Source organism: Methanococcoides sp. AM1 (assembly GCF_900774055.1).
Lineage (GTDB): Archaea > Halobacteriota > Methanosarcinia > Methanosarcinales > Methanosarcinaceae > Methanococcoides.
In genome coordinates this window covers 265547-283326 of sequence record NZ_CAAGSW010000002.1, presented here as the reverse complement: position 1 = coordinate 283326, position 17780 = coordinate 265547, and the positions used below count along the sequence as shown (strand labels likewise).

Below are 17780 nucleotides of genomic sequence, written 5' to 3'. Positions count from 1 at the left end.
CCTACCGCAGTTACATCCGGGCAATGGTAATGTAACCGGTATGTCCGACCCTTGAAGTAGAAGGACGTGTGCCGCGGTCTGAAAAGGACATGGCACGCTCAATACATTCAATTGTCCTTACCTCAAAGAAATCAGCTTCATCTATCGCTTTTCTTATCTGCGCGGTCTGCTCAAGGAATGGGGAATAAGTAACAAGGAAACCACCCGGAGCCAGTATCGAAGGAACGTGAGGTACAACGCTTGCCGAATCAATGGTATCAAGGACCACTGCATTGAACTTCTCGTCAAGGCCTCCCACCTCATCAACAATATTACCACAGCGAACTTCCACATTGTCCAGTCCTGCACGACGGATATTCTCACGGGCCACATCAACGAAATCCTCCCGTATCTCAAAGCTCAGGACCCTCTTTGCAATAGAACCCAGATACATGGCAAGGATACCTGACCCGGTCCCTGCATCAAGCACAACATCGTTCTTGTTGATGCCGGTGTAGCCCAGTATCATACCGATATCCTTGGGCATTATAGGTGCGCCGGTGCGCTTTGCATGCCTGAAGAAATCCGGCATCCTTGGCAACTGAATAACGAACTCCTGACCCATATGGGATACCACGGTGTCTCCGGCCTCTTTTTCCAGAAGCTCTGACATCTCGATCATACCAAAGTCCGTGTGGAACCTGTCATCAGATACTGATGTAATGAATTCCCTGGTCTTTCCTCTGTGGCTGGTCTTTAACAGCACTACTTCACCTAACTTCATCTATTTGCACCTGATGTCCTTTTTTTCCTGTCCCTTTGGTACCTTGCCAGAGGAATTGTTACAATATCACGAGGTATTGAATGTTTGTTCATTGTAAGATGCTCGGTTATCATCCCGAACTCACGGCCATAGGAATCCACAATTGAAGCAGCATACTGAATACCTGCATCTGTGAACGCATACTCATAACGCTGCCTGAAACGTCCGTCTTTCTCAAAATAGCGCAGATCTTCGTCCACGATACCCATGGCGACCAGCAGCTGAATGTCCTCATAGACCTTGTTGCTGTAAGGGAAACCGTATCTTGTGTGGAAATCATAGTCGAACAGGTATTTTAACCTGCTGTCCTCCCTGAAAAGCGCCACATTCCGATATAGCCAGGTAATGTTCCTGATACGCGGAAGTGAGATGAAACCATCCTTTTCAACCTCGAAAAGCTTGTGTGTAGCATAAAGAAGAAGAATAAGACCTTCAACTGGAAGGTACTGGTCACCCCTTATAAAATTCAGCAGCCTCGGGGAAAGATCATCAACAAGATCACGCATCTTCTGGTGTGCAGAAGCCAGTTCAGAATTTATTGCTGCATCCGGATGAGTGAAAGCCGTAAGGGATATTTGCCGGGATATAGCACGCACCAGACCATTGGCAAGAGCAGATTCATCATAGAAGAAATTCTCATGACCACCTGCGATCACCATGGCACTCTTTGGAATACCTGTTGCAATGCTCAGGTCCACAAGCACATCACCCAGTTCCTTCTCAAGCCCCTTCTCCAGCATCTTTGTTGCCACACCGTGATGTGCGATAGTTGAAAGTGCCATCCTTGTCTCGGGGGAGAGCGTCTTCTGATTGAACCTTGCCACAGGAACATATATCCTGCCATCACGAATATCACCCAACAGCTTCCTTGCGGCCTCATCGCCATTCATGCTGATGAGGTTGAGCAGGTCAGCATCATTATAACTTGTAAAGAAGTCTGCCACCATTTCAGACACTGCTTCGTCACCCATTTGACCCCTCAGTTTTAATAAAGTGCTTTCCAGTGCATTCAGGAGCATAACCCTCACAGACTGGGTAAGGGGATGGTGTACGATAGCAGTGTAGTGATGGGAGCGGGCAATAAGCATGGATTCTGCTGCTGCAAGTGTCAGTTCCTCACCGAAACTTCCGGCCTCAGGGTCACCAAGGACCACATTATCACCCCTGATGCAAAGACATTGTATGATCTGGTCGAGATCAATGAGCCCCAGAGATACACCTGTGTGATATGAATCCCTGAGCAAAAAGTCGATCCGGTCTGCATCGATATCACCGGACATCAATTGTGAAAGGTACGGTTTTTCAATGGAAATATCACCAGTGGCGATCTTTGATATCTCGGAAAAAAAGTCATACGGGTCCTGACCAAGCTCATCACTTACCCATCGGGAAATAACAGACATTCCAGGCAGAACCTCTGAAACAATGTGTTTTGTGAAAGCCTCATGTGTAAGTAAGCCTTTACCGTTCACTTTCGGCCTTATCTCAGGGTCTCTTTTGAGAATACTTTCCACCGCATGAGAAAAGGCAGAATGCCCAACATCATGGAGAAGACCTGCAATCCTTAGTTTCAGTACAGACTCATCCTCAAGTTCAAGATAATTACCTAAAAGAGATGCTGTGTGCATAGTACCAACGCTGTGTTCAAAGCGTGTATGATTTGCACCGGGAAATACGACATCTACAAGACCTAGTTGCTGTATGCCGCGAAGCCTCTGGAACTGTGGGGTATCTATTAGAAGCTGTTCAAGTTCGGATAGTATAATAGTTCCGTGAACAGGGTCATGGACCACCCTGGGTTTTGTCATCAGACAATAATATGGAAAGACAATATATAAAAAGAATGACAGGATGATGACACAAAATATGACCACATTAATTGGCAGGTTACCGGAAGAACAGATTGAATACTTTTTTATCCGGAAGTGCCATTAGAGTTCATGAAGTGGTCCACATGAGAACAATAGACTGGAATGATGAAACCAAAAATATCACACTGGTAGACCAGACGTACCTGCCAAAAGAGCTCAAGATCATTGAATGCGATAACCTTGCCTCAATTTGTGAAGCTATCAGGTCACTAAGGGTAAGGGGTGCTCCTGCCCTCGCAGCAGCCGGCGGGTTTGGAATGGCACTTGCGGTAACTCTCAGCAGTGCAACATCCATGGAAATGTTGCTCAAGGACCTGAAGGTCGCCGGTGACACCCTCAAGGCAACACGACCTACCGCTGTGAACCTTGGATGGGCTGTGAACAGGGTACTGAAAGCAACAGAAGATGCCTATGACCTTGACAGCATCCAGGACATTGTGATATCCGAGGCGATCAGAATTGCAGATGAGGATGTGAAGGTCAACAAGGCGATCGGCAAGCACGGCCACAAGCTGCTTGAAGATGGTGACAGAGTGATGACACACTGCAATGCCGGCAGGATGGCATGTGTGGACTGGGGCACAGCACTTGGGGTGATCCGATCTGCAGTTGAAAAGGGAAAGGAGATAGAGGTCATTGCCTGCGAGACACGGCCTTTGAACCAGGGAAGCCGTATCACCACATGGGAACTTATGCAGGACAACATCCCGGTCACACTTATCACAGACTCCATGTCCGGTCATGTGATGAAGAACGGCATGGTTGACAAGATCATCGTGGGTGCCGACAGGATCACACAGGACGTTGTTTTCAACAAGATAGGGACTTACACACATTCAGTGCTTGCAAGGGAGCATGAGATCCCATTCTTTGTTGCCGCACCAGTCTCCACATTCGACCCGAACGGATGGGAAGAGACAGTCAAGATCGAAGAGAGGGATGCTGATGAACTTCGCTATATTGGCAGTGAACAGATAGCACCTGCGAACGTCAGGGTATACAATCCTGCATTTGATGCAACCCCAATGGAGAACATCACCGCGATAGTTACTGAAAAAGGGATATTTCAGCCACCATTCCTGCTGGATGAAGTAATAATGTAAGCTAAATAACAGCCACAAAGTTTAAAAATTTAAAAAACATTCGGAGAGATTATGGCTAAACAAAAATCTAGCGGAAATGGACTTATGTCATCCGCAGGTCTCATGAGATATTATGATGCAGATAAAAGAGCAATTCACCTGCAACCAAAGTCAGTTATGATCTTTGGAGCAGTCTGTGGAATTGTTATTCTTGCATTAAGTGCAGGTTTTGGCCTCTGGCCATAACCTAATTAATACTTTTTTAGTTTGAGTTTTTTCATTTCGGACCAGGACTGCCCCTATGACAGCTTTCTTGCCCTTGGTCTTAGCATTCACAGTTCACTTAGTTTAAGTTCACTTAGTTTAGATCTAATTAATTTGAGAATTAATAAAATAAATGTCGGATAAAGATGATCCGACTTCAGCCGCCACGTGCTTCTTTAATTGCTTTTGCGATCTTTCTCGCAACCATGGTCTTTGGTTCTTCATTATCAACCAGGATACGCCCGCTTCCTTCCCACCATGAACGAGGATATTTTTTATCAGCTTCTACCTCAGGGTTCAGGTTCAACTTCTCAGCAGCTTTAGAGAGTTCCCTGAGATCGGGTTTCTCCACAGAGCTTTTCCTGGAGATGATCCTGCCACCCTTTCTGGACCTGGACCTGTCCAGGTTTGCCGGCCAGATAACCAGTTTCCCTTTGTCACGCATCATCATGTGGCATAGATTAGAACTCATATAATTTAAACTTGGTCAAATGTCACACCTCAAAAATATAAAATAGTGTCAGAACCCATATGCAAGCAATTGTAAAAAGGAGATATCAAATGGCATTTTTCGGTACAAACGGAGTAAGGGGCATTGCCAATGAATACATCACACCACAGCTTGCAATAGATGTTGCAAAAAGCCTTGGGACCTATATGGGCTCAAAGGGAATTATCGCTGTCGGACGTGACACAAGAATATCCGGAGAGATGCTTAAGTCTGCAGCTATCGCAGGAGCACTTTCCACAGGAGTGACAGTCATCGACATAGGCACCGCACCAATACCTGCAATACAGTACTATGTAAGGGACCATGCTGATGCAGGTATCGGAGTTACCGCATCCCACAATCCCAGAGAATACAATGGGATAAAGCTGGTTGCAGGAGATGGAAGCGAATTCTCACGCGAAGGGGAGAAAGTTGTCGAAAATATATACATGTCAAAGGAGTTCTCCACCGCAAACTGGGACAGGACAGGCAACTTTCACATAGACAACAATGCCAACGAATACTACATGAACGGCATAATAAATTCAGTGAATGCTGAAAATATAAGGGAAAAGAAGTTCAAGATCGTTGTGGATACCGGCTGCGGCGCAGGATCCCTCACACTACCATTCCTGCTCAGGAGACTTGGATGTGAGGTCATCACGCTTAATGCGCAGATCGATGGGACGTTCCCATGGCGCAACCCTGAACCTACACCCGATGTCCTGACAGAGCTTGCAGACATTGTGAAGAGCAGAGGTGCAGACATGGGTGTCGCACAGGATGGGGATGCTGACAGAGCAGTTTTCTTCGATGAGAACGGGGATTTCATTGATGAGGAGATCCTCCTTTCCATGATGGCAAAATATATCCTGGAAAATAACAAAGGCCCTATCGTTACACCTGTAAGCTCATCCCAGCGTATGCTTGACGTTGCTGAAGAAGCAGAGGTCGAGCTTCACTGGACAGCCGTCGGTTCCATCAATGTGGCAAGAAAGATGATGGAAACCGGTGCGGTCTTTGGAGGAGAAGGTAATGGCGGACTTATCTTCCCGGAGCACCAGTATTGCCGTGACGGCGCCATGGCGGCTGCAAAGCTACTTGAGATAATGGCATCCGGAAAAACGTTATCATCCCTTGTGAAAAGCGTTCCTGAATACTTCAATTCCAAGACAAAGATCCGCTGCAGTGAACTTCAGGCAGCCATGGAGAGCATAAAGGAACACGTCATAGGTGGAAAATACGAAGTTGATACAACCGATGGTGTAAAGGTCTGGCACGAGGACGGCTGGTTGCTTATCAGGCCATCCGGAACCGAACCGATCATTCGCATATTTGCGGAAGCAAAATCAAAGGAAAGAGCTGAAGAGCTCATGAACGAAGGTGTGGAACTGGTAGAAAAATGTAAGGCCTGATGATCAGGCCTTTCCCCTTGACTCGCCACAAACAATGCCTGTGGCGATCATGTGAGCAATACGCAGTGGTTCGGGAATGTTACCCCTAGTAGAAGACAGCCGGACTACCTCACATGCCAGGCAGGGTTCAATGCCTGCACACTGAATGAAGACAGGATTTGAGGTTTCCTTTGATATTGTCCTGATGACCCGACCTGCGCGCATCATCATCTGTAACCGCTTATCGGCATCCGGCAGATGATGCAGTGCCCTTTTTATTTTTTCAAGATCCGGGACCTCACGCATAAGAACAATAACAGGAATACCAGTTTTCTCGTTCAACTTTACAATGTCCACCGGATTAAAACCGCCGTAGGTTACACCGTCCAGCATAATGATCCTTATCTGATCATAGTGCTTGCTGGAAGTGACCATTTCCACTATCCTGTCGGTAGCATCCAGACCATCCCGGGTGACCTCGGAACGCATCACTCCGTCCAGCCATTGCCCGCCCCGGAAAAAAGCCCCGACTATCAGTATGTTGTCACGTATCAGCGCAGAATCATCGATGCCGAGTATCCTTATCTCCGGTTTGATATGAAAAGCCAAGCTCACACGACCGATCTGAAAGTGTTATGAGAACATCTGCAATGACTGGTCAGTTATGACATCAGGTGATGACATGACCTTTTCCACAGCTTCAACCAGGTTAGACATACTGATACTGTCATTGTTCTGGCGAACCGCGAACATGCCACCCTCCATGACAATAGCACCTATATCCGCACCACTTGCACCTTCGGTAAGTTTGGCCAGTTTCGCATGATCAACATTTCCATCGATCGAAAGCCGGTCAGTATGAATGCGGAATATCGCCTCACGCCCTACCTGATCAGGAAGAGGAATTTCGATCACACGATCGAACCTTCCCGGGCGGACTATTGCCGGATCAAGCACATCCGGACGATTGGTTGCAGCTATAATACGAACATCTCCCCTGTTATCAAAGCCATCCATCTCAGCAAGCAGTTGCATAAGAGTTCGCTGCACCTCGCGGTCCGCACCATTGGTATCATTCAAACGTGTAGCAGCAATGGCATCCAGTTCATCGATAAATATGATCGCAGGTGCTTTCTTTCTTGCCATCTCGAAGATGTCACGTACAAGTTTTGCACCATCACCGATGTATTTCTGTACAAGTTCAGAACCGACCACCCTTATGAAAGTAGCATGCGTCCTGTGCGCCACCGCTTTGGCAAGCAGCGTTTTCCCGGTTCCGGGAGGACCATAAAGCATTACCCCTTTAGGCGGGGAGATGCCTATGCGCACAAAGGATTCCGGCCTTGTGAGAGGAAGCTCCACCGATTCACTGATCTCCCTTATCTGGTCATCAAGTCCACCTATCTGAGAATAATCTACTTCCTGAGAGTCGATCACTTCCATAGCAGATACAACAGGTTCATCGGATTCGGGAATAACCTCAACAACAGCTAATGTCTGCTGGTTCAAAGCTACCCTGATACCAGGAACCAGAACGTCCTTATCAAGTTCCAGAGAAGCCTTTACAAGAAATTGCGGACCGGTACTGCTTCTGATCAGAACCTTTTCATCATCAAAAACATCAACCACATTTGCAACTACCAGAGGCACGGATTTCAACTGATCCAGCTCCGTCTGGAGTCGGTGAGATTCACGTTCATACTTGAGCTTTTGGGATTCCATAAAGCGCTTTTCAGACTCCATCTGCCCACATTGGTCTTTAAGAAGCGTGTTGCGAGACTCCAGCTGTTTCATTCGGTCCAGCAGATATTTAGAAAAGTCCTCGTCGCTTCCGGAAACGAAATCTCCGGCATTATTACCAATACTATGAAAGCCGTAGTTATCGTTTCTTGGTTCATCATCTATTGTTTCACTCATAGTCCCGAATAATATTTAAGTAGAGACGATATATAGCCCTTTCGTAAAGAGCAATGCAAAGAGCCTTTAAGAGATGATACCAGATGCAATGCGAAATATGTGGCACAGAGATCAAAGGACAGGCAGTAGAAGTTACAATTGATGGAAGCCAGCTTAAAGTGTGCAGCAAATGCTCACAGTATGGAACTGCAGTAAAAGCCCGCTCACCCGTATCCAGGAAGATATCACCAGTATCTCCCCAAATAAGAAGAGATGTCCCAAAAAAGACCGGACAAAGACGCGATCCTTTTGCAGAACTTAACGATGAACTTGTTGATGAATATGACAAGATCATACGCGATGCCCGTGAAAAACGAGGATGGAGCCAGGAAGTGCTTGCCACAAAAGTAAAGGAAAAGGCATCACTTATCAAGAAGATAGAACGAGCAGAGATCATACCTGAAGATTCTGTCAGGAAGAAGATCGAAAAAACACTCAATCTCCACCTTACAGAACGCCTTGGCGAAGGGGAATGGAATGCTGATCGCCTTAACAAAGGTACGACACTTGGCGATATTGTGACCATCAAGAAAAAATAAGAAAGCATATCAGGGTCATTTATTAAATGACCTTTTTTTATATAAACGGACTAAGCATCAAATATTTCTAATCAGGAAAAGGAAAAAATATGCACCTTACAGACAAGAAGATCGGATTCATAGGCACAGGAAAAATGGGAGAATCCCTAATAAGAGGTATCCTTGGAGCACACAGTGATATCAGCATCTATGCAAGTGATGTCTACGAACCTGCCTTGAAAAAACTTAACAATGAACTTGGCATCAGCGTCTCCACAGATAACGCCCACACCATCGCGAACTCCGATATTGTTGTTCTTGCAATTAAACCACAGATACTTAAAGACATACTTGCACGGATAAAAGATGACATCACATCAGACAAACTCGTAATATCAATTGCTGCAGGTGTCCCTCTTGCTGCTATTGAAGATGAGTTGAACAGTGATGCAAGGGTCATACGAGTAATGCCAAATATCGCTGCAACAGTTGCTGAAGCTGCATCTGCCATATGCACCGGAAGCAATGCAACCAGAGAAGATGCAGAGATCGCACTCGAGGTATTCAGATCCCTTGGAAGTGCTATCGAAGTCCCGGAAAAGCTCATGGACGCCGTCACAGGACTTTCAGGCAGTGGGCCTGCATACATATTCCCTGTTATCGAAGCAATGGCAGACGGTGCAGTCTATGAAGGGCTTGACCGTGCAAGCGCTATAACACTTGCCGCACAGACAGTTCTTGGTGCTGCAAAGATGGTCCTTGAGACAGGAATGCACCCAGGAGAGCTTAAAGATATGGTAACATCCCCTGCAGGAACCACGATCCGAGGAATACACACCCTCGAAGAGAGTGGGATCAGGGCTGCTTTCATGAATGCAGTAATTGAATCCTCCACAAGATCAAAGGAGCTAGGCAAGTAAAGATTACTTTTCTTTGAAGTTATAAAATAATAAAATAGAGAACAATATCCAAAGATTGATATATCTTTATGACTCTATATATTTTATTAAACTTCAATAAAGTTTATGTGGGGACAAAAAATGAAATCTTTTGCGGTGATTCGGGCAGAGGACCCGAACAAAATTAAAATAGCTTTGCACGATCTTGAACACTATGGGAGTATGAAGTTTGGATCAAATCCAAAAAGGATCGAACCATCATATGCAGATCAGCTTCTAGTAAGCGTTTCAGGGGTACCACTAAAAGCAAAATGCAATTCTGCTGCTTTAGTGGAACTTGATACCAATGCAGGTGCTGCGATCAGCAAATTAAGGAAGATACATCCTCCGGCACATGTTGTTATCGTTAGTCCAAGACATGATGCTTTTGAGGAACTCGCAGATAATTCCGAGCTTTACCCTGAATTTGACAGGGCATTCGAAATATAATAGCGGTCATCACCGCCGCATTGTTTCTTTTTTTAGATTTGTTTTCACATAATTAGTATTGGCAATTTCCAGTACGCTTTTGAAACTGTAAAATACAGAAGTAGCTAAAGCACTGTACTGAGAAATTTACAATAAATAGTCAAGAGTTAAAATGTTAGCATGAAGAGGGTACTGATCTATATGAACAAAGATCAAGATAAATTGTGAGACGATCATAGGATAGATTTTAGGATAACTTATGATAATTTATAAGGATTTTATAAATAGATCATAAGACGAATTGAAAGATAACAATTCTAAGAATAGTAAAAGGAATGGGGCCGGGACCGAGAGTCGAACTCGGATCGTAGCCTCCACAGGGCTACAGGATAACCGCTACCCTACCCCGGCATGGTAATAGGGTGCTTCACAGCGAAGCACCTTATACTAGTACTTTTGTTAGATAAGCTTTTTCCTCAAAATGAAGGTCGAGGTCTTATTTGAGCCTTTCAATAATAAGCTCAGCTACTTGTTTACCGGAAAGAAGCATACCACCGAACACCGGACCCATGCGTGGTGCACCAGCTACAGCATTAGCTGCCATTCCGTCAACATAAAGGTTTGGATATACCTCCTTTGTTGTCTCCAGAAGCATGCGCTCCCCAACATCTGCCCACATTGGCTTCTCACCGACGACACCAAGATCCCCCAGCTTTGCACCAGGAACCTTGCGCTGTACAGTGTTACAAACAGCTGCCTCATGACCGGTACCATCGACCACGACCCTGGCACGTATTGCCAGAGGGTCAACGTGAAGTCTTCCGATCTCCACAGCAGTCCAGTTGATAACAAGGCCACATACCTCGTCATTGTCCCGGATCATGACATCCTCAACATTAACAAGGTTGAAGATCTCAGCACCTGCAGTCGTTGCACCGCTTATGAGCTTGCCAACAGACTCAACTGAATTGGAAATGTAATAACCTTCCTCGTATTCATGATAAGAAATACCGAAATCGTCCAGAATATGGCATGCATCCTCCTGAACAACGATACGTGGGAACATCATTCCCCCAGCCCACATGCCGCCACCAACGGATAATTTCTTCTCATAGATCACCGTTTTTAGGCCTGCTTCTGCAAGATATTTTGCAGCTACAAGATTTGCAGGACCTCCACCTACAAGTGCAACATCAACTTCTGTATAATCAAGGAATACTTTAGAGAACTCGTCTATAATCGCTCTTGAAATTGTGACCTCATCAAGTTTCATATTACTGCCTCATGATAATTAAAATCCAAATGGTCATTGGATACATATATCTTAAAGTTGTTGGAACCCTTAGTAACGCTATACAAAAGGGACAAAAATTAACGAAACATCAATATTTAAAAAGAGTAGATGAACAGGATCATGGCTTTTTCAAAGTAACCCAGAACATGCTTCCTTTTTCGTTCGGATTATCAGCAACACCCACATTACCACCATGTAGCTCAACTATCCTCCTCACAATAGCAAGACCTAGTCCGGTGCCTTTGATATTGCCTTTATCCAGTCTCTTAAAACGTTCAAAGACCAGTTTCTTATCCTCATCGGGGATACCAAAACCCTGGTCTATAACCTTGACCTTCCACCCCATACCAACATCTTCAATTTCCACAGTAATACAGGTATCCTGAGGGCTGTATTTTATTGCATTTGAAAGAAGATTCACAAATACCTGCTCGATCATCGGATTGACAAGTGCAGGATATGACCCTTCAAAGAACATCTTCAACTCGATCCTGTTCTCATTCAGTTGCGGTTCAAGGGATTGTATAACATTGCCCAAGATCTCACCAAGGTTCATGACCTTGAGCCTTACTTCAGAAACAGAATCGACTTTTGCAAAAGTAGCGGCACTCTCGATCATTGTGATCAGTTTATTGTTCGTACGCTTTATCGATTGAAGCATACGCAGATCCCCGTCTTCAAGCCTACCCCTCTTAAGGAGGAGATCGGTAAAGCCTTTTACAGCACCGGCAGGATTCATCATATCGTGCCTGATGATGTCTATAAAGAGGTCCTTCAATTCGTTGGAATGCTCCAATTCCTTCGCATACTCTTTCAATGCAGCTTCTGCTTTTGTGCTTTCTGTGATATCTTCACCGGAACTTAAGATACCTGAAACATTACCAGTTTCATCCGTAAGAATTGAATTATGCCAGCGTATTAACCGTTCTTCACCTTCAGCAGTGATTATGGAATTCTCAGCGTATTCAAATTCACTTACTTCACCATTAAGCAAGCTGGAAAAGATCTTTTTGGAGTATTCGACATTCTCAGGTAGCATGAATGAATCGAACCAATTCTTCCCGAGGATCTCATCTTCATTTCTCCCAAGGATCTCGCAACCTTTCCTGTTAACCAGAGATATATTCTGGTCTTTATCCAATGCCAGAAGAATAACACCTGCAACATCAAGATAGTTCTGTGCCTGGTCACGCTGAGCTATGAGACTGGTATGCAATTGTCTGATCTTTAGGAGGGATCTTACCCTTGTTTCAAGCTCAAGCCTATCAACTGGTTTTGAAAGAAAATCGTCCGCACCTGACTCAATACTTTTAATCTTATCATCTTTACCTGAAAGAGCAGTTACCATAATAACAGGCAGGAACTGATAAAGAGGATCCTCCTTCAGGATCCTGCAAACCTCAAAACCGCTTAGCTCCGGCATCATAACATCGAGAAGGATAAGATCAATACCTCCAGCCCTCACCTTTTCAAGACATTCTGCTCCACTATAAGCAGGTATCACATGATAATCACCGGAGAGATAGACATCCATTAGCTCCACATTCAAGGGCTCATCATCGACGACCAGTATTTTTGGAACAGAACTGTCATTCATTGTTACACCAAACACAAGGCAATTAAGCAGACCCTTTCAGGTATGCAGCTATCTGGTCCCTGAATTCAGGAACATTAATGGGTTTAGAAATGTACCCCGTACATCCGGCATTCAGGAACTTGCTTCCATCCCCAGTCATTGAATGGGCTGTAAGGGCTACCACAGGTATGCCCGCAGTTTCCAAATCATTCTTAAGATGCTCAAGTACCTCAAGCCCATCCATGCGAGGAAGCTGCATATCCAGCAAAATAAGGTTATAATTGCCCTCTTTAACTTCATTAAGAGCTTGCGCACCATCTTCTGCCTGCCCAACCTTATAGCCCCATGACTCCAGCAGAATCACAGTTAGTTCCATATTCATGGGATTATCTTCCACAACCAAAATTTGCTCCATAATTATCACTTTTGAACGATCATTATTAAAATTTGACAGATCTTATTTTAAGTCAATCAGGCGGACCTATGTACCATCATACTAAGGAATGCACACTGACAAGCCAGAGATAGTGCACACATTCTGGTACAAGACAAAACATATTTACAGAACTATCATTTTTTTATATAATATATCACAAGTCAATATATAATAATTATCCCGTTAAGGTCATATACAGAAATGTAATTAGTTCACTCATTCTAAGATTAGTATTATATCTATTATTAGAGCTCCAGATAATATATCGAGGAGGAGCTGTCAGGAAATAGATTAAATCCGATCTTTTACTAATACTCCATTGTAAGACGAAAAAGAGTTGATAAAATAGTCAGATCTGCCCAGAAGACAACACAAAAAAGGAATCGGGAAGAGACCATCGAACCATCTGATTCTACTGCAGACATAGTAATACTGAAGCCTCGGGGTTACCCGCTTAGCAGTATGCTCGATGAATATCCCGAAATAGAGGATCCTGAAGTTTTCGAACATTACGCAAGAAAACAGTGGAATGGATTTGTGGCACGTAAAGGAGAATACCTTTTTGATCACAGAATGTACCCTGACTTTGCTTACAAGATACTCGATGTGGAACCACCCGAATCGGCCATCGGAATGGAAACCACCATCGTCGTCAATGAGGAAGAAAATATTCCAATAATACCGGAATTTGCCACCAGGATAACATTTGAAGAGGTTATCGGACAGAAAACCGCCCGCCAGAAATGTAAGCTTATCGAACGTTTCCTAGAAGAACCGGAAAAATTTGGAAAATGGGCACCCCGAAATGTACTGTTCTTTGGCCCATCCGGAACCGGCAAGACAATGCTCGCAAAAGCCCTTGCCAACAAAACAGAAGTACCACTGTTGCCTATAAAAGCTACACAGCTTATTGGGGAATTTGTAGGAGAAGGTGCCCGCCAGATACACCAGCTATATGATAAAGCTGAAGAGATGCAGCCATGCATAATCTTCATTGACGAACTGGATGCTATCGCACTGGACAGGAAATTCCAGGAACTAAGAGGAGATGTTGCAGAGATAGTGAACGCACTTCTTACCGAGATGGATGGAATTGTAGAACGTAATGGAGTCTGCACCATCGGTGCAACTAACCGTGTCGATAGCCTTGATTCTGCAGTAAGGAGCAGATTCGAGGAAGAGATAGAGTTCATATTGCCAGATGAGCAGGACCGACATACTATAATCGAACAGAACATAAGCACATTCCCCATCCCTGCCAGAGACATTGACCTGCAAAAGATCGCAAAGCTTACAGCAGGGCTTTCAGGAAGGGACATTGTGGAAAAAGTTCTCAAGAATGCATTGCACCAGGCGATCATCGATGACAGTGAAGAGGTCGGACAGGAACTTTTTGAGAATGCAATTTCCAAACTGGTAAAAAAAGAAGATACAGGTGCTTTGAATAGACTTTATATATGAAAAATGGAAGCTTAATCCTAATAAGTTAAATGTGATATTATGACCACCATCAAAGAAAATGACAGGTTCGAATGCAAAGTAGTGAACATTATTGACAACCTGAAGCAGTGGAAAGGAGTTACCGTCGAAGATGTAAGTTCCGGAGGCAGAGTGTACTTTGCGAAGGTCAGGGCAGAAGGTTTCAACGTAAACATCGGGGATTCACTCTTCATAGGTGTAAAGGAGCTACCTTATGGATTAGAAGAGATGTCCATGGAAGTTCACCTATACGATGAAAATGATAATGAACTTGACTGGACTATGATATGATCATACTCCAGCACCCTACTTTTTTATTTGTTGACTAAGTTGTAATTTAATTTATTGCTAAATCTGTTGCTTAATTCATTCGCCTTCCACGAACTCTCATACACCTAATGAACCATTATTCATCGATCCATTCGATCTTATAACTGTAACTAAGACCTTTTTCGCCAGGAATCTCAATTTCAGCAACATTGTGACCTATTAATAGATCCACACACCTCTGGTCAAACAGATCGACAGGACCTGACCACTCCCTGCGTATTGAATCCATATCAAAAAAGCGGACTATATTGACCACCCCCACTGTTGTACCATATTCCGAATTTGAAGGCAACATCTCGGGCATCAGATCGAAGAGAGGTTCAGTACTAAGCTCGAACCATTCATGATTAATAATAATATTCCACTGTTCTGCGGAATTCTCCTGTGCATATAATGCTTCTATTGCATAATTGATATTGATGCCCAGTTTCTTTCCCTCAGGAACTTTACGAGGTACAAAGTCCTTTTTACGAGTCTGGTCATAACGAAAGGTCTCAGGGTACCGGAACATCTGACCGAGGTTCATCTTTTCAGAGATAATCCTGTTAATATCATGCTCTACTTGCTCTGACCTTGCGAAATTCAGCGCTATGGCCTGATCAATACGATTTAAGGGCATTTCATGATCATCCTGTGCAAGCCGTATTGCAGTATTACAGACCTTTGTTGTAATTTTATCGATGCCCCTGGAGATCTGTAGATCCTTGTCCTTCAGGGAAGCTATCTTCACTATCACATCATTGAACTCACTTATGTGATAGGGATCAATGACTTCTTTTCCATTAGAATCATGAAACTTGCAAGTATGTTTTCCATCCAACATGGCACCACCAACCATTACAATTAATAGTTTAGGTGCCTGAACTTAAAAAAGTTGCGTGATGCAGAAAATGACATCTTAAAAGTTCATTCATCCCTTAAAGGGACTTCAATAGACATCAGGTCTTCTGCAATTATAACATCCCCGAATATTGCTGTTGCATCTTTCAGCAAAGGAGAAACATCATCCGAATACCTTGAACTGATATGCGTCAGCACTAATTTCTTAACACCCGCCTTCTTTGCAAGTGCTGCAGCTTCACCTGCGGTTGAATGTTTTGCTTCCTTTGCCCATTCGAGTTTTTCATCAGCAAGGGTTCCGTCATGTATCAAAAGGTCAGCATTCTCACTCGCTTCCAGAATATCCCTGCATGGTCTCGTATCACCGCTGTAGACAATAGTCCGTCCAGGACGGGATTTTCCCACCACATCTTCAGAACTTATAACCCTGCCATCAACTTCCACATCCTCCCCTTTATGAAGTTTTGAAAAGAGCGGACCTATCGGAACACCAAATTCCATAGCTTTTTTCCGGTCGAACTTTCCCGGTCGCGGATCTTCTACCAGAGCATACCCAATGCTACGTACATTGTGATCTGTCTGTAAAGCAACTACCGAATAACCATCCCGCTTTACAACGTCACCGCGCTCCATTTTGACAGCCTTTATCTCGAACTTCAACTTGTAGTAGCCAAGGGCTGAAAGTAATTTTACGAATTCTTCTACCCATTCAGGACCATATATGGTGAGTGGGTCGGTCCTTCCCTGGAAGGACATGGTCTGTACAAGACCGGGTATGCCAAGAATATGATCTGCATGGAAATGCGTGACAAATATAGATGAGAGGTTCATCATCCCTGTCTTTGCACGCATCATCTGCTGCTGAGCACCTTCTCCGCAGTCGAACATGATAAGTTCCCCGTCCCGGTTGACCATGATCGCGGAAGGATTGCGGTTCTTGGTGGGTAAAGAACCACCGGTACCTAAAAATGTTACAAGAAGCATGTACTAATTGTTATGCGATAAAATTATTTATCTGTTATCACATTTGCATTCATTAATGGATACTTGCGGCAAATCTGAGCGGCTCGAAAAGTTCATATAGAATCCTATTAGTAAAGGAAGTCCATTAACCGATTATATATGATAGAAATTCATATCACTATTAATTAATAAGAGGATAAATTCATGCAATTTCAGGGAAGATCAAAAAGGAAATACACAGGAGCAAAGATCAAATCATCACGCGGCAAGAGGAAATATGAACTCGGACGTGAACCTGCAGAAACACATGTTGCTGATACAAAGAGAAAGAACATCTCAACACGTGGTGGAAACAGGAAAGTAAGGCTCCTACAAGCTAACATTGCAAACGTCACAAACCCTTCAGACGGCAAGACAGTTGTTTCAGCTATCGAAACAGTTGTTGACAATGCTGCAAACGAGCACTACATCAGGCGTAACACCATCACAAAGGGCTCAGTAATCAAGACCGCAGCTGGCAATGCTATTGTCACAAGCCGCCCTGGACAGGATGGCGTGGTCAACGCAGTATTGATCGAGTAAATATTTACTTGATCATCTTTTTTTAACCCCGGGATGTTTCAGGTATGGATGAGCAAACACGCAACATACTGGAGATCCTTGAAGAAGACGCAAGGACCGTACCAGAAGAGATCGCAACACTCACCGGCATGACCGTTGAGGAAGTGAACCAGAAGATCGAATATCTTGAGAAAGCGAAGATAATTCGCAAATACAAGACCATCGTCGACTGGGAACTGGCAGGCGAGAACTACGTATATGCCATAATTGAACTTAAGGTTCACCTAGAACGTAAACTGGGATACCAGGCAATTGCCGAGAGGCTTTACAAGTTCCCGGAAGTACGCTCAGTAAGGTTACTTTCCGGAGAGCATGATATTTCTATAACGGTGCGCGGCAATTCCATGAAACAGGTCGCCTTCTTCGTAGCGGAGAAGATCGCGACACTGGACCAGGTCCAGAGCACTGCAACCCACTTTGTTCTGAAGACCTACAAGGAAAATGGGCTGATCCTGGATGAGCCAGATCAGGTCAAGAGACTGGCAGTCTCCCCATAA

General features: G+C 44.3%; 20 protein-coding genes and 1 tRNA gene. 10 read left to right on the top strand and 11 right to left on the bottom strand.

The window, feature by feature from the left end; all coding sequences use genetic code 11:
• Nucleotides 1-10: 10 nt before the first annotated feature.
• Both E7X57_RS04090 and E7X57_RS04085 read right to left on the bottom strand, forming a co-directional pair.
• The gene (locus E7X57_RS04090; RefSeq protein WP_135610834.1) at nucleotides 11-763 is read right to left on the bottom strand and encodes a tRNA (adenine-N1)-methyltransferase; all 753 of its coding nucleotides are present in this window, start codon (nucleotides 761-763) and stop codon (nucleotides 11-13) included.
• On the bottom strand, nucleotides 760-2610 hold the full coding sequence (locus E7X57_RS04085; RefSeq protein WP_135610832.1) for an HD domain-containing protein: 1851 nt from the start codon (nucleotides 2608-2610) through the stop codon (nucleotides 760-762). Before E7X57_RS04085 ends, E7X57_RS04090 begins: the two co-directional genes overlap by 4 nt.
• A gap of 146 nt (nucleotides 2611-2756) precedes the next feature.
• Between E7X57_RS04085 and E7X57_RS04080 the strand changes: the two genes are divergently transcribed.
• Together E7X57_RS04080 and E7X57_RS04075 are read left to right on the top strand one after the other, a co-directional pair.
• Nucleotides 2757-3776 carry an S-methyl-5-thioribose-1-phosphate isomerase gene (locus tag E7X57_RS04080; RefSeq protein ID WP_135610830.1) on the top strand — a complete coding sequence of 340 codons (1020 nt, stop codon included), beginning with the start codon at nucleotides 2757-2759 and terminating at the stop codon, nucleotides 3774-3776.
• Nucleotides 3777-3827: 51 nt separating this feature from the next.
• Nucleotides 3828-4001, top strand: coding sequence for a preprotein translocase subunit Sec61beta (locus tag E7X57_RS04075; RefSeq protein WP_135610828.1), 174 nt, complete (start codon nucleotides 3828-3830; stop codon nucleotides 3999-4001).
• A 175-nt stretch (nucleotides 4002-4176) separates the two neighbouring features.
• Here E7X57_RS04075 and E7X57_RS04070 read toward each other — a convergent pair whose 3' ends face one another.
• Nucleotides 4177-4491, bottom strand: a complete 315-nt coding sequence (locus tag E7X57_RS04070; RefSeq protein ID WP_244603586.1) for a signal recognition particle protein Srp19 — start codon at nucleotides 4489-4491, stop codon at nucleotides 4177-4179.
• 89 nt (nucleotides 4492-4580) lie between these two features.
• On the opposite strand from E7X57_RS04070, the gene glmM reads away from it, so the two are divergent.
• Entirely contained in the window at nucleotides 4581-5924 is a 1344-nt protein-coding gene (gene glmM / locus E7X57_RS04065) for a phosphoglucosamine mutase (RefSeq protein WP_135610826.1), read from the top strand.
• Between the two features lie 3 nt (nucleotides 5925-5927).
• On the opposite strand, the gene E7X57_RS04060 is transcribed toward glmM, so the two are convergent.
• Both E7X57_RS04060 and E7X57_RS04055 read right to left on the bottom strand, forming a co-directional pair.
• Complete coding sequence (locus E7X57_RS04060) at nucleotides 5928-6518, bottom strand: DUF99 family protein (protein ID WP_135610824.1); 591 nt, start codon at nucleotides 6516-6518, stop codon at nucleotides 5928-5930.
• An 18-nt stretch (nucleotides 6519-6536) separates the two neighbouring features.
• The gene (locus tag E7X57_RS04055) at nucleotides 6537-7820 is read right to left on the bottom strand and encodes a proteasome-activating nucleotidase (RefSeq protein WP_135610822.1); all 1284 of its coding nucleotides are present in this window, start codon (nucleotides 7818-7820) and stop codon (nucleotides 6537-6539) included.
• An 83-nt stretch (nucleotides 7821-7903) separates the two neighbouring features.
• Here E7X57_RS04055 and E7X57_RS04050 point away from each other — a divergent pair, with 83 nt between their 5' ends.
• From E7X57_RS04050 to E7X57_RS04040, 3 genes are all read left to right on the top strand, one after another.
• On the top strand, nucleotides 7904-8398 hold the full coding sequence (locus tag E7X57_RS04050; RefSeq protein WP_135610820.1) for a multiprotein bridging factor aMBF1: 495 nt from the start codon (nucleotides 7904-7906) through the stop codon (nucleotides 8396-8398).
• Nucleotides 8399-8487: 89 nt separating this feature from the next.
• On the top strand, nucleotides 8488-9297 hold the full coding sequence (gene proC / locus E7X57_RS04045) for a pyrroline-5-carboxylate reductase (protein ID WP_135610818.1): 810 nt from the start codon (nucleotides 8488-8490) through the stop codon (nucleotides 9295-9297).
• Nucleotides 9298-9417: 120 nt separating this feature from the next.
• Nucleotides 9418-9765: a DUF356 domain-containing protein gene (locus tag E7X57_RS04040; protein ID WP_135610816.1), complete on the top strand. Its 348-nt coding sequence runs from the start codon at nucleotides 9418-9420 to the stop codon at nucleotides 9763-9765.
• A gap of 315 nt (nucleotides 9766-10080) precedes the next feature.
• Here the strand turns inward: E7X57_RS04040 and E7X57_RS04035 are convergent.
• From E7X57_RS04035 to E7X57_RS04020, 4 genes are all read right to left on the bottom strand, one after another.
• Nucleotides 10081-10155: transfer RNA gene (locus tag E7X57_RS04035), tRNA-His, on the bottom strand.
• 85 nt (nucleotides 10156-10240) lie between these two features.
• Entirely contained in the window at nucleotides 10241-11017 is a 777-nt protein-coding gene (locus E7X57_RS04030; RefSeq protein ID WP_135610814.1) for a sulfide-dependent adenosine diphosphate thiazole synthase, read from the bottom strand.
• A 139-nt stretch (nucleotides 11018-11156) separates the two neighbouring features.
• Nucleotides 11157-12635 (bottom strand): response regulator, encoded by a 1479-nt coding sequence (locus E7X57_RS04025; protein ID WP_135610812.1) that lies wholly within the window; start codon nucleotides 12633-12635, stop codon nucleotides 11157-11159.
• A gap of 22 nt (nucleotides 12636-12657) precedes the next feature.
• On the bottom strand, nucleotides 12658-13029 hold the full coding sequence (locus E7X57_RS04020; RefSeq protein WP_135610810.1) for a response regulator: 372 nt from the start codon (nucleotides 13027-13029) through the stop codon (nucleotides 12658-12660).
• 366 nt (nucleotides 13030-13395) lie between these two features.
• On the opposite strand from E7X57_RS04020, the gene E7X57_RS04015 reads away from it, so the two are divergent.
• A complete protein-coding gene (locus tag E7X57_RS04015; protein ID WP_210409030.1) occupies nucleotides 13396-14511 on the top strand; it encodes an AAA family ATPase in 1116 nt (371 codons plus the stop codon).
• A 39-nt stretch (nucleotides 14512-14550) separates the two neighbouring features.
• Nucleotides 14551-14820 carry a hypothetical protein gene (locus E7X57_RS04010; RefSeq protein WP_135610806.1) on the top strand — a complete coding sequence of 90 codons (270 nt, stop codon included), beginning with the start codon at nucleotides 14551-14553 and terminating at the stop codon, nucleotides 14818-14820.
• A 115-nt stretch (nucleotides 14821-14935) separates the two neighbouring features.
• Here E7X57_RS04010 and E7X57_RS04005 read toward each other — a convergent pair whose 3' ends face one another.
• Nucleotides 14936-15679 carry a hypothetical protein gene (locus E7X57_RS04005; protein ID WP_135610804.1) on the bottom strand — a complete coding sequence of 248 codons (744 nt, stop codon included), beginning with the start codon at nucleotides 15677-15679 and terminating at the stop codon, nucleotides 14936-14938.
• Nucleotides 15680-15765: 86 nt separating this feature from the next.
• A complete protein-coding gene (gene rnz, locus E7X57_RS04000; RefSeq protein WP_135610802.1) occupies nucleotides 15766-16683 on the bottom strand; it encodes a ribonuclease Z in 918 nt (305 codons plus the stop codon).
• A 183-nt stretch (nucleotides 16684-16866) separates the two neighbouring features.
• On the opposite strand from rnz, the gene E7X57_RS03995 reads away from it, so the two are divergent.
• Nucleotides 16867-17244, top strand: coding sequence for a 30S ribosomal protein S8e (locus tag E7X57_RS03995; protein ID WP_135610799.1), 378 nt, complete (start codon nucleotides 16867-16869; stop codon nucleotides 17242-17244).
• A 44-nt stretch (nucleotides 17245-17288) separates the two neighbouring features.
• On the top strand, nucleotides 17289-17780 hold the full coding sequence (locus E7X57_RS03990) for an Lrp/AsnC family transcriptional regulator (RefSeq protein ID WP_135610797.1): 492 nt from the start codon (nucleotides 17289-17291) through the stop codon (nucleotides 17778-17780).

Excerpts from the sequence above, each read along its gene's own strand:
- E7X57_RS04090 (WP_135610834.1), bottom strand. The coding sequence starts at position 763 with ATGAAGTTAGGTGAAGTAGTGCTGTTAAAGACCAGCCACAGAGGAAAG.
- E7X57_RS04085 (WP_135610832.1), bottom strand. The coding sequence starts at position 2,610 with ATGACAAAACCCAGGGTGGTCCATGACCCTGTTCACGGAACTATTATA.
- E7X57_RS04080 (WP_135610830.1), top strand. The coding sequence starts at position 2,757 with ATGAGAACAATAGACTGGAATGATGAAACCAAAAATATCACACTGGTA.
- E7X57_RS04075 (WP_135610828.1), top strand. The coding sequence starts at position 3,828 with ATGGCTAAACAAAAATCTAGCGGAAATGGACTTATGTCATCCGCAGGT.
- E7X57_RS04070 (WP_244603586.1), bottom strand. The coding sequence starts at position 4,491 with ATGAGTTCTAATCTATGCCACATGATGATGCGTGACAAAGGGAAACTG.
- glmM (WP_135610826.1), top strand. The coding sequence starts at position 4,581 with ATGGCATTTTTCGGTACAAACGGAGTAAGGGGCATTGCCAATGAATAC.
- E7X57_RS04055 (WP_135610822.1), bottom strand. The coding sequence starts at position 7,820 with ATGAGTGAAACAATAGATGATGAACCAAGAAACGATAACTACGGCTTT.
- E7X57_RS04050 (WP_135610820.1), top strand. The coding sequence starts at position 7,904 with ATGCAATGCGAAATATGTGGCACAGAGATCAAAGGACAGGCAGTAGAA.
- proC (WP_135610818.1), top strand. The coding sequence starts at position 8,488 with ATGCACCTTACAGACAAGAAGATCGGATTCATAGGCACAGGAAAAATG.
- E7X57_RS04040 (WP_135610816.1), top strand. The coding sequence starts at position 9,418 with ATGAAATCTTTTGCGGTGATTCGGGCAGAGGACCCGAACAAAATTAAA.
- E7X57_RS04030 (WP_135610814.1), bottom strand. The coding sequence starts at position 11,017 with ATGAAACTTGATGAGGTCACAATTTCAAGAGCGATTATAGACGAGTTC.
- E7X57_RS04025 (WP_135610812.1), bottom strand. The coding sequence starts at position 12,635 with ATGAATGACAGTTCTGTTCCAAAAATACTGGTCGTCGATGATGAGCCC.
- E7X57_RS04020 (WP_135610810.1), bottom strand. The coding sequence starts at position 13,029 with ATGGAGCAAATTTTGGTTGTGGAAGATAATCCCATGAATATGGAACTA.
- E7X57_RS04010 (WP_135610806.1), top strand. The coding sequence starts at position 14,551 with ATGACCACCATCAAAGAAAATGACAGGTTCGAATGCAAAGTAGTGAAC.
- rnz (WP_135610802.1), bottom strand. The coding sequence starts at position 16,683 with ATGCTTCTTGTAACATTTTTAGGTACCGGTGGTTCTTTACCCACCAAG.
- E7X57_RS03995 (WP_135610799.1), top strand. The coding sequence starts at position 16,867 with ATGCAATTTCAGGGAAGATCAAAAAGGAAATACACAGGAGCAAAGATC.
- E7X57_RS03990 (WP_135610797.1), top strand. The coding sequence starts at position 17,289 with ATGGATGAGCAAACACGCAACATACTGGAGATCCTTGAAGAAGACGCA.